Annotated in this window: 15 protein-coding genes; 13 read left to right on the top strand and 2 right to left on the bottom strand. The window is 36.7% G+C overall.

The features are described 5' to 3' along the window. Positions 1–194 precede the first annotated feature (194 nt). Positions 195–1,532: a chromosomal replication initiator protein DnaA gene (gene dnaA / locus CWR48_RS19755; protein WP_115775008.1), complete on the bottom strand. Its 1,338-nt coding sequence runs from the start codon at positions 1,530–1,532 to the stop codon at positions 195–197. 766 nt (positions 1,533–2,298) lie between these two features. On the opposite strand from dnaA, the gene rpmH reads away from it, so the two are divergent. From rpmH to CWR48_RS19695, 12 genes are all read left to right on the top strand, one after another. After that, complete coding sequence (gene rpmH / locus CWR48_RS19750) at positions 2,299–2,433, top strand: 50S ribosomal protein L34 (protein WP_081594803.1); 135 nt, start codon at positions 2,299–2,301, stop codon at positions 2,431–2,433. A gap of 256 nt (positions 2,434–2,689) precedes the next feature. After that, the gene (gene rnpA / locus CWR48_RS19745; RefSeq protein ID WP_115775007.1) at positions 2,690–3,043 is read left to right on the top strand and encodes a ribonuclease P protein component; all 354 of its coding nucleotides are present in this window, start codon (positions 2,690–2,692) and stop codon (positions 3,041–3,043) included. Positions 3,044–3,119: 76 nt separating this feature from the next. Next, on the top strand, positions 3,120–3,899 hold the full coding sequence (gene yidC / locus CWR48_RS19740; protein ID WP_115775006.1) for a membrane protein insertase YidC: 780 nt from the start codon (positions 3,120–3,122) through the stop codon (positions 3,897–3,899). Beyond that, positions 3,896–4,510, top strand: a complete 615-nt coding sequence (jag, locus tag CWR48_RS19735; protein ID WP_115775005.1) for an RNA-binding cell elongation regulator Jag/EloR — start codon at positions 3,896–3,898, stop codon at positions 4,508–4,510. Before yidC ends, jag begins: the two co-directional genes overlap by 4 nt. Before the next feature lie 356 nt (positions 4,511–4,866). Further along, complete coding sequence (locus CWR48_RS19730) at positions 4,867–5,037, top strand: YozQ family protein (protein ID WP_115775004.1); 171 nt, start codon at positions 4,867–4,869, stop codon at positions 5,035–5,037. Positions 5,038–5,297: 260 nt separating this feature from the next. Next, positions 5,298–6,674 (top strand): tRNA uridine-5-carboxymethylaminomethyl(34) synthesis GTPase MnmE, encoded by a 1,377-nt coding sequence (gene mnmE / locus CWR48_RS19725; protein ID WP_115775003.1) that lies wholly within the window; start codon positions 5,298–5,300, stop codon positions 6,672–6,674. Positions 6,675–6,889: 215 nt separating this feature from the next. Further along, positions 6,890–8,779, top strand: a complete 1,890-nt coding sequence (mnmG, locus tag CWR48_RS19720) for a tRNA uridine-5-carboxymethylaminomethyl(34) synthesis enzyme MnmG (protein WP_115775085.1) — start codon at positions 6,890–6,892, stop codon at positions 8,777–8,779. A gap of 194 nt (positions 8,780–8,973) precedes the next feature. Then, entirely contained in the window at positions 8,974–9,690 is a 717-nt protein-coding gene (gene rsmG / locus CWR48_RS19715; protein WP_115775002.1) for a 16S rRNA (guanine(527)-N(7))-methyltransferase RsmG, read from the top strand. A 287-nt stretch (positions 9,691–9,977) separates the two neighbouring features. Then, a complete protein-coding gene (gene noc / locus CWR48_RS19710) occupies positions 9,978–10,829 on the top strand; it encodes a nucleoid occlusion protein (RefSeq protein WP_115775001.1) in 852 nt (283 codons plus the stop codon). Positions 10,830–11,031: 202 nt separating this feature from the next. After that, positions 11,032–11,805 carry a ParA family protein gene (locus CWR48_RS19705; protein ID WP_115775000.1) on the top strand — a complete coding sequence of 258 codons (774 nt, stop codon included), beginning with the start codon at positions 11,032–11,034 and terminating at the stop codon, positions 11,803–11,805. Then, positions 11,786–12,622 carry a ParB/RepB/Spo0J family partition protein gene (locus tag CWR48_RS19700; RefSeq protein ID WP_115774999.1) on the top strand — a complete coding sequence of 279 codons (837 nt, stop codon included), beginning with the start codon at positions 11,786–11,788 and terminating at the stop codon, positions 12,620–12,622. Before CWR48_RS19705 ends, CWR48_RS19700 begins: the two co-directional genes overlap by 20 nt. Positions 12,623–12,832: 210 nt before the next feature. After that, complete coding sequence (locus CWR48_RS19695; RefSeq protein ID WP_115774998.1) at positions 12,833–13,537, top strand: DUF554 domain-containing protein; 705 nt, start codon at positions 12,833–12,835, stop codon at positions 13,535–13,537. Positions 13,538–13,955: 418 nt separating this feature from the next. Here CWR48_RS19695 and yyaC read toward each other — a convergent pair whose 3' ends face one another. After that, a complete protein-coding gene (gene yyaC / locus CWR48_RS19690; protein ID WP_115774997.1) occupies positions 13,956–14,579 on the bottom strand; it encodes a spore protease YyaC in 624 nt (207 codons plus the stop codon). Positions 14,580–14,666: 87 nt separating this feature from the next. Here yyaC and CWR48_RS19685 point away from each other — a divergent pair, with 87 nt between their 5' ends. After that, positions 14,667–15,689, top strand: coding sequence for a YkvI family membrane protein (locus CWR48_RS19685; protein WP_115774996.1), 1,023 nt, complete (start codon positions 14,667–14,669; stop codon positions 15,687–15,689). Positions 15,690–15,793: the final 104 nt, after the last annotated feature.

The following is a 15,793-nucleotide window of genomic DNA, read 5'->3' as shown; positions in this document are numbered from 1 at the left end:
ATAATCCTCCTAATGGAAGTTCTATATATATTTATTTTTTATAAAAATATAGTAATAACAGTAATAAGCGCTGTGATTATGTTGATAAGTCGATTTTTTCTATATCTGAATTAGTTTTCCACATGTGGATAATGTGTTCATAAAGGTGAACCGTTATAAACACTATTCACATGTGGAAAAGTTTCATGAAATAGTTAAAAGGATTTTAGCCGCTCTTTAATTTCTTCTATTTCCCGGTTAAAACTGGAATCCTCTACAAGCATTTTTGAGATTTTATCATGTGCATGAATTACGGTTGTATGGTCACGTCCGCCAAATTCTTCGCCAATTTTCGGCAAGGAAAAGTCGGTCAACTCCCTTGCTAAATACATTGCAATCTGTCTAGGGAAAGCAATGGACTTCGTACGTTTTTTCGCAATGAAATCCTCCATGCGAATATTATATTTCTCGCCTATTAATTCCTGAATTCCTTGAATGGTAATTACCTTTGGTTTGCTGCTGGGAATAATATCTTTCAGTGCATCTGCTGCAAGAGAGGCATCAATATCCTGGTTTACTAAGGAAGAATATGCAACAACACGAATAAGTGCACCTTCAAGCTCACGAATGTTCGTATCAATTTGATTTGCGATATAAAGCATGACTTCGCTTGGAATATCTAATCCCTCTGCTTTTGCTTTTTTTGTTAAAATTGCAATTCTTGTCTCAAGATCTGGTGGCGTAATGTCGGTAATCAATCCCCATTCAAATCTTGAGCGTAAGCGGTCTTCTAATGTCGGAATTTCGCGTGGTGGTCGGTCACTTGAAATAATAATTTGTTTATTTTCCTCATGTAATGTATTAAAAGTATGAAAAAATTCTTCCTGTGTCGATTCTTTTCCAGCAATAAATTGAATATCATCTATTAAAAGGACGTCCACGTTACGATATTTATTTCGGAACTGTGTCGTCTTATTATCCATAATTGCGTTAATAAACTCATTGGTAAATTTCTCAGATGTTAAATAGACAACCTTCGCACTTGGATCATGTTCTCGGACATAGTGACCGACAGCATGCATGAGATGGGTTTTCCCTAGTCCAACACCACCATAAATGAAAAGAGGGTTATACGCCTTTGCAGGTGCTTCAGCTACAGCAAGTGAAGCTGCATGTGCAAACCGATTACCAGCTCCGATTACGAATGTGTCGAAGGTATATTTTTCATTTAACATGGACTTTGATACATCATTGCTTATCATTGCTTGCTTTTGTACTGGTTTCACTTCATTAATCTCTGGTGCAGAGTCAGGAATAATAAATTTTGCTTGTAATTTCGTACCTGTAATTTCGTCAATAATATCAGAAATTAGTTCAGTATATTGTGTTTCTAGCCAATCTCTAGCAAATTCATTTGGTGCAGAAATTACCAAGGTATTTTTCTCAAGTGCTTCTGCTTTTGTATTCTTTAACCATGTATCAAAGCTAGGTTTGCTTACCTTTTCTTCAATTTTTTCTAGGGTAGCAAGCCATAACTCATCAATATTTTCCAAAATTAACTTCACTCCTTTCATAGAAATTATTTACAGGGTAGTAACGACAGGAATGCAACTATAGGTTGCCACATAATCAGAAATAGAGTCGTGATGGCATGACAGAAAAAGCCTCTCTCAATCTAAAAAAAGATGGAAAGGCGTTTCTAATATGAGCCTAATCTTTAGGAATTATGGAGGCAAATATTAATTTTGCAGAAATTTCCATGTGGATGAAAAAAGATAGATATAATAAAGGCCTAAAGCAGTTATTTAGGTTATCCACATTGCTGTTGACAAGGTTATTCGTCCGGGTGTGAATTACTATCCACATCTTATCCACAGATTGTGCATAAGTAAAAATGGTGTGATAGATTTCCACAGGTGAAAACACTAATATGATAACAAAAAAAGCGTAAGGATGCAATGGTTTTTCCGTGGTTATCCACAAACACTAGGGCTTGTATATAATTTCTATCCACAACACTATATTTTGTGATTATCTTGTAAATAATTGTTGTGGATAGAAAAAAACTGTCGAAAATTAGTTCACAACTGGTGTGGATAATTTTTTTTGGGTAGTAATTAGACAAGGAAAACCGCGCTAGAAATTTAGCACTAGAGCCGGAATGTTCATCGGATAATTTGGATCCCTTGTTATATTTATTAAAAAGGAAGTTGACAGATAGGGGAAGTTTTACGTATAATTATTTAGAATGTCGGGTGCAGTGATAATAATAAGTATGCTTAAGTGGATATTTAGATCCCTTGGGGAGGTGCAATATAAATGAAAAGAACATTTCAACCAAATAATCGTAAACGTAAAAAGGTACATGGCTTCCGTTCACGTATGAGTACTGCAAATGGACGTAAAGTTCTTGCGCGTCGTCGTCGTAAAGGAAGAAAAGTATTATCTGCATAAGACCACTGAAGCGTCAGTGGTTTTTTTACGTTGATGAACGTTTTCTGCAGGAAGGAAGTCTCGCTATTTTCCTTCCTGCATCATTATATAAAAGGCTTGTTAGTGTCTATATTAATCAATACATATTTACGTAAAGATATGGTTATGCTTGGTAGATATGAAGGTATAAATGCAACTAGGGAGTGCCTGATAAGACCTAAGTAGAGTGAAGGGAGACTAGAATATCCTTTCTTATCTCTTAGAAAAGGTGATTAGAATGAAAAAGGAATTTAGAATAAAGAAGAATACAGAATTTCAACATGTTTTTAAAAAAGGAAAGTCTTTTGCAAATCGGCAGCTTGTTATATACTATGTGCAGAAGCAAGATCAAGAACATTTTCGCGTTGGTTTATCTGTAGGGGTAAAGATTGGAAACGCTGTAACACGGAATCGAATCAAGCGCTATTTGCGCCAGGCCTTTCAAGAGCTAAATGATAGCATCTTATACCCTCATGATATTGTAATTATTGCCCGTCAACCTACGAAGGATATGGAGTTTACGGAAATAAAGAAAAGTGTAGCACATCTATTATATAAAGAACATTTATTAAAAAGTACCAATGGAGATTAGTTTAGGATAGCTACACGAATTAAATTAAGCTAAAATAGCTGATAGAATGAGTTTTTAGAGTTAAGGAGGAAAACAATTGCGTAAAAAGTATTTACTGCTCTTAATCTTAATCGGGTTAGTAGCGATACTTTCTGGTTGTACGGAAATTGATCAACCAATTACCTCGGAAAGTGAAGGAATTTGGAATACTATATTTGTCTATCCACTTTCATGGGTAATTATTAATATAGCCGAAACATTTAATAATAGTTATGGTTTATCAATTATTATTGTTACGATTATTATTCGGTTAATCTTAATGCCATTAAATATTAAACAATTAAAAAGTTCAAAAGCGATGCAAGAGGTACAACCACTGCTAAAAGAGGTTCAGACGAAATACAGCTCGAAGGACCAGAAGACACAGCAGAAATTACAAGAAGAAACAATGAAGATAATGAAGGAACATAATGTGAATCCACTTGCCGGGTGTTTGCCTATTCTTATACAAATGCCAATCATGCTTGCGATATTCCATGCGATTAGGCGTACAAGTGAAATTAACTCTTATAGCTTCCTATGGTTTGAACTTGGTTCACCGGATCCATACTATATTTTGCCGATTTTAACTGCTGGATTTACATTCTTACAGCAAAAGCTTATGATGTCGACGAATTCGTCAGTGAATAGTAATCCACAAATGGCTATGCAAATGAAAATGATGCTTTACATGATGCCAATCATGATCGGGGTTACTGCTATTTTCTTCCCAGCAGCACTTGCATTATACTGGGTAACTGGTAATATCTTTATGGTTATTCAAACATTATTGATTAATAAACCAATGATGAGTAGTACTGGAGGAGACAAAAAGTGAAACAAATAACTGCTAGCGGCCAAACAGTTGAAGAAGCGGTCCAATCAGCATTAGAGCAGTTAAACACCACGAGCGATCAAGTCGAAGTTGAGATTATTGATGAAGGAAAAAAGGGATTACTTGGTATATTTGGTGCAAAGCGTGCCATTGTAAAAGTAAGCCTTGCTAAAGATCCAATTGTCGAAGCAGAAAAATATCTTAAAGAAATTACACGTAAAATGAATTTAAATGTTGACATTGCAATGAAGGTTAAAGGAAATGATATCACTTTTGACTTAAGTGGGGAGAACATTGCCTTACTTATAGGCAAACGTGGACAAACATTAAATGCCCTTCAATATTTGACCCATCTTGTTCTAAATAAGGATAACAAAGCCTACTATACCGTAACATTAGATGCAGAAGGCTATCGCAGCAGAAGAGCAGAAACGCTTGAAACGTTAGCATTAAGAATGGCGGATAAGGCACTTAGACTTAATAAAAAGGTTGCCCTGGAGCCAATGCCAGCTTACGAGCGGAAAATTATTCATAGCAAGCTGCAGCATCACCAGTCGGTATCGACTTATTCGGACGGGGACGAACCACATCGTCACATTGTTATAAAACCTTAGAGACTCTCTAAGGTTTTTTGTTTGCTTGTTTTTTATCAATTGTCGTTATTTAGATAGAGTAAGACAAAACTTGATTATCAAATGCTCTCTGGCCAGTCGCTCCGAAAAAACACTTCGATTGGTTTGTGCAATTATTATCTAATATATGATGAGAGAGTGATTCTCTTCACTAACTATCGATTGTAGGTTTGCGCCGAAAAGAAACTGTTCTCTTACTCCAATAATAATTGTCACTAGTTGGCACTTTATATCAACTTATCCGTTACCTCCTCTAAAAGCAACTAACGTTTCTCATTCTTAATGCGTTTATCTAATGTTTTAAGCGGGAATACAAATAGTGAAATGAGGGATTTGAAATGGCTAAGAAGAAAGTGGAAGATGTCGCTGAGAAAATATTTGACCGGAATAATCAGGATAAGAATGATGAAGCGTCAAAAGGATTAGCAGAAACGCATAAGCAAGTTTCGGATACACTATCAGATGGAACGATTGATCAGAAGGAAAAACAAGAAGATAAAGAAAAGTAATATAGTATATTACAAAATAAAGATGATGTGATAAATGGATCTTGTTATAGAACAAGATCCATTTATTTGTTTGTAAATCGAAACGGAAAACCAATTATCCACATGTTGATAATTGGTTTTGATATTTGAAAAATAATTTTTCTTGTGGATAAGTTTATTTTTTTATAGAAATATGTTATCCTAATTTGTTAGTGACAATAAAATTATTCAATGTGAAATTGATATAGATAAATGATGGAAAAATGTAGGAGGTGTAACGGATGGAGACAGATACAATTACTGCAATATCAACTCCAATCGGGGAAGGTGCAATTGCAATCGTTCGTTTGAGTGGACCAGAGGCTGTTTCGATTACTAGTAAAATTTTCAATGGTAAAAATCTGCAAGAGGTTGATACACATACGATTAATTATGGTAAAATAATAAATCCAGAAACTAATGAAATTGCGGATGAAGTAATGGTTTCTGTCATGCGTGCACCTAAGACATTTACCCGCGAAGATATAATCGAAATAAATTGCCATGGTGGAATGACCGCTGTAAAGCGTGTGTTGGAAATTGTATTGAGCAATGGTGCAAGGCTGGCAGAACCTGGTGAATTTACGAAGCGAGCATTTTTGCATGGTCGAATTGATCTTTCGCAAGCAGAAGCTGTAATGGACTTAATCCGTGCAAAGACAGATAAAGCGATGAATGTTGCTTTAAAACAAATGGATGGTAGACTTTCTGGATTAATTCAGAAGTTGCGTCAGGATTTATTGGAAACCGTTGCCCAGGTTGAAGTAAACATTGATTATCCTGAGTATGATGATGTCGAGGAAATGTCACATGAAATGATGCGAACGAAGACAAAAGAGGTTCATGCTGCAATTGAGAAACTCCTTAGTGTTGCGAAGCAAGGGAAAATCTTGCGTGAAGGTCTAGCAACGGCGATTATTGGCAGACCAAATGTCGGAAAATCATCTTTAATGAACACCCTTGTTCAGGAAGATAAAGCAATTGTAACGAATGTACCTGGAACGACGAGGGACGTTATTGAAGAATATGTCAATGTTCGGGGCGTTCCGCTAAAGTTAGTTGATACTGCAGGAATTCGCGAAACAGAAGATATTGTTGAGAAAATTGGTGTAGAACGGTCAAGACAAGTATTGAAGGAATCGGATCTCATTCTATTTGTACTAAATTATAATGATGTATTAGTAGAAGAAGATGAGAAGCTGTTTTCAGCAATCGAGGGGCTTGATTATATCGTCATTATTAATAAAACAGATCTAGCACAGAAGCTAGATTTAGATAGAGTGAAACAACTTGCAGGCACTCGGCCAATTGTATCCACTTCTCTAATCGAAGAGGAAGGGGTAGATGTATTGGAAAGCGCGATTGCGGATACGTTTTTTGAAGGAGAACTAGATACTGGTGATATGACTTATGTATCGAATGTTAGACATATTAACTTGCTGAAACAAGCAAGTAATGCGTTAGAGGACGCAATGGAAGGGATAGAGATAGGGATGCCTATCGATATCTTACAAATAGATGTAACACGAACATGGGAGTTATTAGGTGAAATTGTTGGAGATACTGCTAGTGATAGCCTTATAGACCAGTTATTTTCACAATTTTGTTTAGGAAAGTAAAGCAAAAGCGTAAGCGCCCGTTTAGCGACGTACGGACTGGACTGAGCCGCAGGAGATAAAGGAAACACGATGAACGTAGGGAATCGATGTTGACTTATCGTACGGAGGTGAGGGAAGTCTCGCTAGTCGCTGGGCGCTGGAGCTGGACGTGGCTTAACACGTCACAGAAATTGTAAAAGTAAAATTTGATACAATAATAGGAAGGATAAATGAAAATGACAACATATAATGCTGGACATTATGATGTAATCGTTGTTGGCGCGGGACACGCAGGTGTAGAAGCCGGTATCGCAGCAGCACGAATGGGCGCGAAGACGTTAATGCTAACATTAAATTTAGATATGATTGCTTTTATGCCATGTAATCCATCCATTGGTGGTCCTGCAAAAGGGATTGTCGTACGTGAGGTGGATGCACTTGGTGGTGTAATGGGGAAGGTAATTGATAAAACTTACATTCAAATGCGGATGTTAAATACAGGTAAAGGACCTGCCGTACAAGCATTACGTGCACAGGCCGATAAAACCTTATATATGAAGGAAATGAAGAGCATTCTTGAAAATGAGGGAAACCTAACGTTAAGACAAGGAATGGTTGATTCATTAATCATTGAGGATGGCATATGTAAAGGTGTCGTTACAGAAACCAAAGCATCTTATTTTGCAGATGCTGTTATTATTACAACTGGTACGTTTATGCGTGGGAAAGTTTTGATGGGAAATGTTGAATATGAAAGTGGACCGAATAACCAACGTCCATCACTGAAGCTGTCTAAGAATTTAGAGGAGCTTGGATTTGAGCTTACACGTTTCAAAACGGGAACCCCGCCACGTGTGATTAGCCATTCCATCGATTATTCAAAAACAGAAATCCAACCAGGGGATGAGAATCCTAAATCATTTTCTTATGAAACAACGGAGCAAATCGTCGATCAGCTTCCATGCTGGTTAACATATACGAATGAATTCACACATAAAGTGATCAATGATAACTTAAGTTTATCATCGATGTATTCTGGTGTGAAACGTGGTACGGGTGCAAGATACTGCCCATCGATTGAGGATAAAATCGTTCGGTTCAGTGACAAACCCCGCCATCAAATTTTCCTTGAACCAGAAGGAAGAGATACAGAAGAGGTCTATGTCCAAGGACTATCAACTTCCTTACCAGAGTTCGTCCAAAATGAAATTATTAAAACCATTCCTGGATTGGAAAATGCACAGATCATGCGTCCAGGTTATGCAATTGAATATGATGTTGTTGTACCATCACAGTTATGGCCAACACTGGAAACCAAGAAAATTCCTGGACTATTTACTGCAGGACAATTAAATGGAACATCTGGATATGAAGAGGCGGCAGGTCAAGGGATTATGGCTGGAATTAATGCTGCTGCAAAAGTTCTAGGAAAAGAACCGGTTATCTTAGATCGCTCACAAGCCTATATCGGTGTTTTAATCGATGATTTAGTAACGAAGGGAACGAATGAACCTTATCGTTTATTAACATCACGTGCGGAATATCGTTTATTGCTTCGCCATGATAATGCAGATTTACGCTTAACAGAAATTGGTCATGAGCTTGGATTAATCAAGGAAGAACGGTACAATTCATTTCTTGAGAAGAAGCAATTGGTGGAAGAAGAAAAGCAACGCTTGAGTAAAATCATGATTAAACCAAATGAATTGGTTAATAAGGTGATGGAGGAAGCGAATGCTGCACCTTTAAAAGAGGCGGCGAAGGCATATGATCTATTAAAACGTCCAGAGCTTAGCTATGATTCAATTGAAAAAATGATTGAGACAAATCCTGAATTAACGGATGAGCAAAAGGAACAAGTTGCCATTCAAGTGAAGTATGAAGGATATATTAAGAAGGCAAATGAACAAGTAGCCCGTATGTTAAAGATGGAAGATAAGAAGGTTCCTGAAAACATCGATTATGATGCTATTAGTGGTCTTGCAACAGAGGCAAGAGAAAAATTGAAGAAAATTCATCCACTATCACTTGGGCAAGCATCTAGAATTTCTGGCGTAAATCCAGCTGATATTTCCATCTTGCTTATTTATATTGAACAAGGCCAGATTGCAAGGGTTGCAAATTAACGAATAATCAACCAGTGATTAGAGGTGAGGGGAGCTTCTCCAATCGCTAGAACTGGATACAACATCAAGAATCTGTAATAATAGAAAAGTACCTTATGAATTCCCTTTGTATTTGGTTTAAAGGACTGGATACAAAGGGATATTTACTAATTAATATCGTGTTTCGTACTAATCTTAAAGGAGATATTCTACCTATGAATCCAGAACAATTTGAAATGGCTTTAAAGGAAAAGGGCATTGAATTGAATTCAAAACAGCTTGAACAATTTGCTACCTATTATCATACTTTGGTGGAATGGAATGAGAAAATTAATCTCACTGCATTAACTTCAGAGGAAGATGTATATTTGAAGCATTTCTATGACTCTATTTCCGCTGCCTTTTACTATGATTTTACAAAAGAGCTATCCATTTGTGATGTTGGTGCAGGTGCAGGATTCCCAAGTATTCCCCTTAAAATTTGCTTTCCTCAACTAAAGGTGACCATTGTTGATTCCTTACAAAAACGAATTGGCTTTTTAAACCAATTAGCAGCACAGCTTGAATTAACAAATGTAGCTTTTTATCATGATCGCGCAGAAACCTTTGGGAAGAATAGTGATTTCCGTGAATCATTTGATATTGTCACAGCTAGAGCAGTAGCAAGAATGTCTGTTTTGAGTGAACTTTGCCTTCCATTGGTTAAAAAGAATGGCGTGTTTATTGCGATGAAGGGCGCCCAGGCAGATGAGGAATTGGAAAATGGCATGCAAGCAATTGAAGTTCTAGGTGGGGAAATTGCCAACACATATACGTTTACATTGCCACAGGAAGAAAGTGAACGTTCCATCGTTATCGTCGTTAAAAAGCGAAAGACACCAAAAAAATATCCGAGAAAAGCAGGTACACCGAATAAGACGCCAATCGAATAACGGTACCACTAAAAGTTTTATTTCTCTAGTGATACTCTTCTAAGTTGGAATATGGTAATATAAAGATAGAAAATAGTGTTTACTTGAAATTGTTTCACGTGGAACAATTTTTACATAGATAAAGGGAGTAAAAAAAATAATCTATACAATTATATTGCCAGAGTTGGTCACGTCCAGCTCCAGCGCCCAGCGAGACTTCCCTCACCTCCGTACACAGCTCAAACGGGCGCTTGCGCTTTTATACATAGATAATTTTTTAGTCAAGCATATAAAGGTGGTGTCAGATAGTGGTGCATCCTTTTAATCGGATATTTGGAAAAGGGGATAAAACTCCTCCAACAGAACAAGTGGACTATCTTCCGGATGAAGTGATTCAGCTTCCTGTAACCGATATTGTACCTAATCGCTTTCAACCGAGAACAATATTTAATGAGGATAAAATTAAAGAATTAGCACAAACGATTCGAACCCATGGCATGATTCAACCAATTATTGTCAGAAAAATGGATGATGATAAATATGAGGTTATTGCAGGTGAACGAAGACTTCGCGCAGTTAAATCATTAGAGTTAGAGCAAATTTCAGCGATCATTCGGGAAATGACCGATGCGGAAACAGCCTCGGTTGCCTTAATTGAAAACTTGCAGCGGGAGGAATTAACAGTAATTGAAGAGGCACATGCATATGCAGAACTTTTACAGCTACATTCGTTAACTCAAGAGGCCCTAGCGCAAAGACTTGGTAAAAATCAGTCGACGATTGCAAATAAATTGCGTTTATTGAAGTTACCTGAAGAAGTGCAAGATGCTTTATTAAATAAATGGATTACAGAACGACATGCACGGGCATTAATAAAGTTGAAAGATCCAGAAAAGCAATTAAAGGTTTTACAATTTATCATAGAAAATGAATTGAATGTGAAACAAACAGAAGAGCGAATTGAAAAAATGACAGAAGTCAATGCAGCTGAAAAGAAGAAGCGTCCAAAGCGAAAAGGAATAAATAAAGATATTCGAATCGCAATGAACACCATTCGAGAGTCCCTAAATATGGTGTCGAATACAGGATTAAAGGTCGAGTCTGATGAAGAAGAGCTTGACGATTATTACCAAATTACAATTAAAATACCTAAGAAGTAAATCGATATAATAAAATATATATTCATGTGATGTCCATCTTTTCAAAAGATGGACATTTTAGTATAACGATGTAGAAATTTAGTCTGCATTTTCGTAATGAACAAAATTTGCAATTATTATCTGTTAAATTAAACGAAATTAATAGTCGTTAGGATGTAAATAGTGATAGAATAGAAGGTATATAGTTTAGGTAGGTGTCAACATGGGAAAAATAATGTCCATCGCTAATCAAAAAGGTGGCGTAGGGAAGACAACTTCATCCGTAAATATTAGTGCCTGTCTAGCATATTTGGGCAAGAAGGTATTATTAGTAGACACGGATCCACAAGGAAATGCAACGAGTGGGGTCGGCATCAATAAAGCAGATGTAAGTAATTGTGTTTACAATGTGCTTGTCGAAGATTTGCCCGCTGAAGAAGTAGTTATTTCAACAGAATTAGATAATTTAGATATTATCCCTGCGACTATTCAATTAGCAGGTGCTGAAATTGAACTCGTACCCATTATTTCAAGGGAAATTCGTTTGAAACGAGCATTAGATAGTCTTAAAGATTCGTATGATTATATTATTATAGATTGCCCTCCATCATTGGGATTATTAACGTTAAATGCACTTACAGCTTCGGATACCGTAATTATTCCAGTTCAATGTGAATATTACGCTCTCGAAGGATTAAGTCAATTATTAAATACGATTCGATTAGTGCAAAAACATTTGAATAAGACATTGATGATCGAAGGTGTCTTGCTAACAATGCTAGATGCAAGAACGAATTTAGGGATTCAAGTAATTGATGAGGTTAAGAAGTATTTCCAGGATAAAGTGTATCATACAATTATTCCGAGAAATGTAAGACTTGGGGAAGCACCTAGCCATGGTCAACCGATTATTACGTATGATCCAAAGTCGAAAGGTGCAGAAGTCTATCTCGAATTAGCAAAGGAAGTGATGGCAAGTGGCGAAAGGGTTGGGTAAGGGACTCAATGCTTTTTTTCCTGAGATAGAAAAGGAAGAAAATGAATCAATTCAAGAAATTGCTATCACGGAATGCAGAGCAAATCCATATCAACCAAGAAAAACGTTTCATGCAGATGCAATTGAAGAATTGAAACAGTCCATTCTTGAACATGGAATCATTCAACCAATCATTGTTCGTAAAAGTATTAAAGGCTACGAAATAGTTGTTGGGGAAAGACGTTATCGTGCAGCAAAGGAAGCAGGGCTTCAGACGGTTCCAGCAGTTGTAAAAGAGATGTCCGATGAACGAATGATGGAGCTTGCATTGTTAGAGAACTTGCAAAGAGAAGATTTAACACCAATAGAAGAAGCACATGCATATGCGAATCTTATGAAAGAGTTAACGTTAACACAGGAAGATCTATCCAAACGATTAGGAAAGAGCCGTTCACATATTGCAAATATTGTACGCTTACTTTCATTACCGGATCAAATTATTGCATATATTAACAATGGCGAATTATCCATGGGGCATGGACGAGCATTATTAGGTTTAAAAGATAAGAGCCGATTATTTCCATTGGTAAATAAGATACGTCAAGAAAAGTTAAATGTGAGACAGGTTGAGAAGTTAATCGTAGTATTAAATGAAAATCCTGTGCAAAAGAAGGAAAAAGCAAAAAAGGACGTCTTTTTACAGGAAAGGGAATCGACCTTGCGAGATTACCTAGGTACAGCAGTAACGATTCAACGTGGAAAACGCAAAGGGAAAATTGAAATTGAGTTTTACTCAGATGATGATCTTGAACGTATTTTAGAAGTGCTAGAGAAGTAATCGGGATTAATAATTGAAACTGACGTCAAAGCTGCCGTCAGTTTTTTATTTCTCCGATTTCAATAAATGATAAGCGCAGTTGTTAGTTTAAATTGGAGAATAAGATTTTGTTTTAAAGGACCTCGGGGAGAAAATTCGGCAAAATGTTTCACGTGAAACATTATAATGGTATGATATGTAGAAAGTCTGGCAAAGGATGGCGTTAGAACGATGGTGTTGCTTGGAACATTAATAAATGGAGCATTAATTATCATTGGTAGTGTACTTGGACTCTTTTTTACAAAAATACCAGAGCGCTATAAGGAAACAGTGATGCATGGAATAGGGCTTGCGGTTATGTTAATAGGTTTACAAATGGCGATTGCAACCGATCAAATCATTATCGTACTGTTAAGCTTATTATCTGGGGCGGTTATTGGAGAATTTATCCATTTAGAAGAGGGTTTAAATCGTCTTGGAAATTGGATTGGCAGCAAGTTTACAACGACGAATGATAACTTTAGTATTGCTCAAGGTTTTATCACTGCAACATTGATATTTTGTATCGGTGCAATGGCAATCATTGGCGCATTAGATAGTGGAATTCGCGGGGATCATGAAGTGCTCATTACGAAAGGTGTCATTGATGGATTTACTGCATTGGTGTTAACGACAACATTAGGATTTGGAGTCATTTTGTCTGTCGTTCCTGTAGTTCTATATCAGGGGGCAATCGCATTATTTGCCACGCAAATTGAGAAGTGGCTGCCAGAGGCTTTCTTAAATGGTCTAATTGTCGAAGTAACGGCTGTCGGAGGATTACTCGTTCTTGCAATCGGATTGAACCTGCTTAAGATCACAAATATCCGCATTGGCAATCTTCTACCTTCGATTGTGACGGTAGGAATCATTTATTATATTTATCAGCTATTGTAATGGGAATTGATTGTTAGGCAGAATAAAGGCCATCAAGTGTATTAAGACTTGGTGGCCTTTATTGATTAGTTCGTAATTTAAATAAACTGCTTACTAAGTAGGAGCAAAGTTGATTTTCGCTCCGGACAGAGTCGCTTTCCGCGGGAAGAAGAGCCTAGGTGAGACTATGAAGCGCGATAGCGCGAGTAGGCTCACCAGCTCCCCTAAGATGCACGCAGTGTATTTCTGGAACGACTGGTCCGAGAGCCCTTAGCACATTAAACTAGTTCGCACTTTATATCGACATAAAACTATCAAAAATAACTCGGCATACAATCGATTTTTTGATGAGCGTATTAGCAGTTCTTAACTTTAATAAAATATCATCCTTTTAATAAGTATCTACTAGTAAGTGAGTTACATGCAATGCATTTGATAGTTAAATCATATTCCTTTTATTGCGCTTTTGCATCGAGACAACAGCAGGAATCGTGTCAGTCGCCGTTAGTCTTTGGTCAATATGATCTAATATCGCAGCAATTTGCTTTGCCATATCAACAACAATCGACAGTCGTGTATTTTGCAAAATAGAGTATTCCATAAATCCACCTATATTTACTACTCCTGTTATGTGTAAATTGCCTACCTCTGGGAGTGGCTTGTTTAAAGCAGCCCCAGGCTTGAGCGGCCCAGTTCCCGTAATAATCTGGCCGATTGACGTATTCTTACCTAAACAGGCATCAATGGCAATAATAAACGGATTTGTATGTGCTTCATTAATCATCATCATGGATTCCGTTAAATTGGTTGCATGGACAGGTTCATGAAGCGTCCCGTATATGGTCATATGTCTTGGTCGCATCTCATCTAGGTAGCTGCCAACCAATGGTCCAAGGGCATCTCCTGTTGAACGATCAGTACCAATGCAGACAATAACATACTCGCGTGCGGAATTAGGCAGCCAAGAAATAATTTTTTCGCCAATTGTTTCAAATAAAATTGGATCTGTATGGAGCATACGAAAAGATTCATTATTATTTCCAAATCGATTTATTAGATTCATAGCTTATCCTCCACAAACATATTGGTATAGTATACGGATTTTTATATCTTTCTATACATGAATATTAAAAATACTGGAGGAAAGATGATGTGGAGAGCAGGATTTAAGTGGATGTCTTTAATCATTGGTGCAACGATTGGTGCTGGATATACCTCTGGCAGAGAAATATGGGAGTTTTTTGGACATGGAAGTGGACTAGCTATTCTTTTAGTTGCAATCTTCTTTACGATTGGTTGTATGGTCATTATGAATATCAGTTATTCTAGAAGGTCTACCCATTATATACCAGTGTTAAAAGATATTGTTGGTGCGCGGTTAACAGGATTTTATGATGTCATGATCTTGATTTACTTATTCACAATAACCGTTGTGATGATCGCAGGTGGTGGTGCGACTGGACAAGCGTTTAATCTGCCAAATTGGTTAGGAATCGGCATCATGGTAATTGCATTAATTTTAATATTTTTAAATGGGATAAATGGCTTATTATCAATGAATCAGGTTGTTGTACCAATCTTAATTGTTGGACTCTTGCTTGTGCTTATTAAATTTTTGGTAGATCAAAACCTTACATTGTTTTCTCATATCCATGAGCAAGATAATTGGATGGCCGCATTTCCTTTTACAGCCTTAAACCTTTTGCCAATCATTGCTGTTATTGGGGCAATTGGAAATAAAATTAGCTCAAGACAGGAAATTGTCATCGCTAGTGTTAGTAGTGGTGTGATTCTTGGGGTTATTTCCTACATTTACAATAATAGTTTAATCCAAATTGAACAGGTAATTGTTTTATATGAAATTCCCTTATTTGCGATATTGAAGCATTATCCCGCTATTGTCATGATTATTATGTCCATCCTTCTATGGTTAGCTATTTTTAAAACTGCAGCAGCAGGGATTCTTGGAATAGTAAGTCGTATCCATGAATACTTCAAGCTGTCGTTTGTCTCCATTGTGATTCTATTATTAATTGTAATGGTTCCATTAACCGCAATTGGCTTTTCAACTTTAATTAGCTATACTTACCCAATTTACGGCATATTAAATTTATATGTACTAACCCGATTGCTCTTGTATCCAGTTTGGAATAATGTAGATAGACGTAAATAGTGATTGTATTGGTAATTTTCAATTTTATACAGGGTTATTTAACATAAATAATTTAAAATGAAGAAGCAAGTAATTCTATTTTAGGCTATAATAGGAGTAAAAAG

Source organism: Oceanobacillus arenosus (assembly GCF_003369575.1).
Classification (GTDB): Bacteria; Bacillota; Bacilli; order Bacillales; family Amphibacillaceae; genus Oceanobacillus; species Oceanobacillus arenosus.
This window is presented reverse-complemented; position numbering and strand designations above follow the sequence as displayed.

Coding starts and splice junctions, on each gene's coding strand:
- CWR48_RS19730 (WP_115775004.1), top strand. CDS start 4,867: ATGGCTAAGAAGAAAGTGGAAGATGTCGCTGAGAAAATATTTGACCGG.
- mnmG (WP_115775085.1), top strand. CDS start 6,890: ATGACAACATATAATGCTGGACATTATGATGTAATCGTTGTTGGCGCG.
- rpmH (WP_081594803.1), top strand. CDS start 2,299: ATGAAAAGAACATTTCAACCAAATAATCGTAAACGTAAAAAGGTACAT.
- yyaC (WP_115774997.1), bottom strand. CDS start 14,579: ATGAATCTAATAAATCGATTTGGAAATAATAATGAATCTTTTCGTATG.
- rsmG (WP_115775002.1), top strand. CDS start 8,974: ATGAATCCAGAACAATTTGAAATGGCTTTAAAGGAAAAGGGCATTGAA.
- rnpA (WP_115775007.1), top strand. CDS start 2,690: ATGAAAAAGGAATTTAGAATAAAGAAGAATACAGAATTTCAACATGTT.
- CWR48_RS19685 (WP_115774996.1), top strand. CDS start 14,667: ATGTGGAGAGCAGGATTTAAGTGGATGTCTTTAATCATTGGTGCAACG.
- CWR48_RS19695 (WP_115774998.1), top strand. CDS start 12,833: ATGGTGTTGCTTGGAACATTAATAAATGGAGCATTAATTATCATTGGT.
- mnmE (WP_115775003.1), top strand. CDS start 5,298: ATGGAGACAGATACAATTACTGCAATATCAACTCCAATCGGGGAAGGT.
- CWR48_RS19705 (WP_115775000.1), top strand. CDS start 11,032: ATGGGAAAAATAATGTCCATCGCTAATCAAAAAGGTGGCGTAGGGAAG.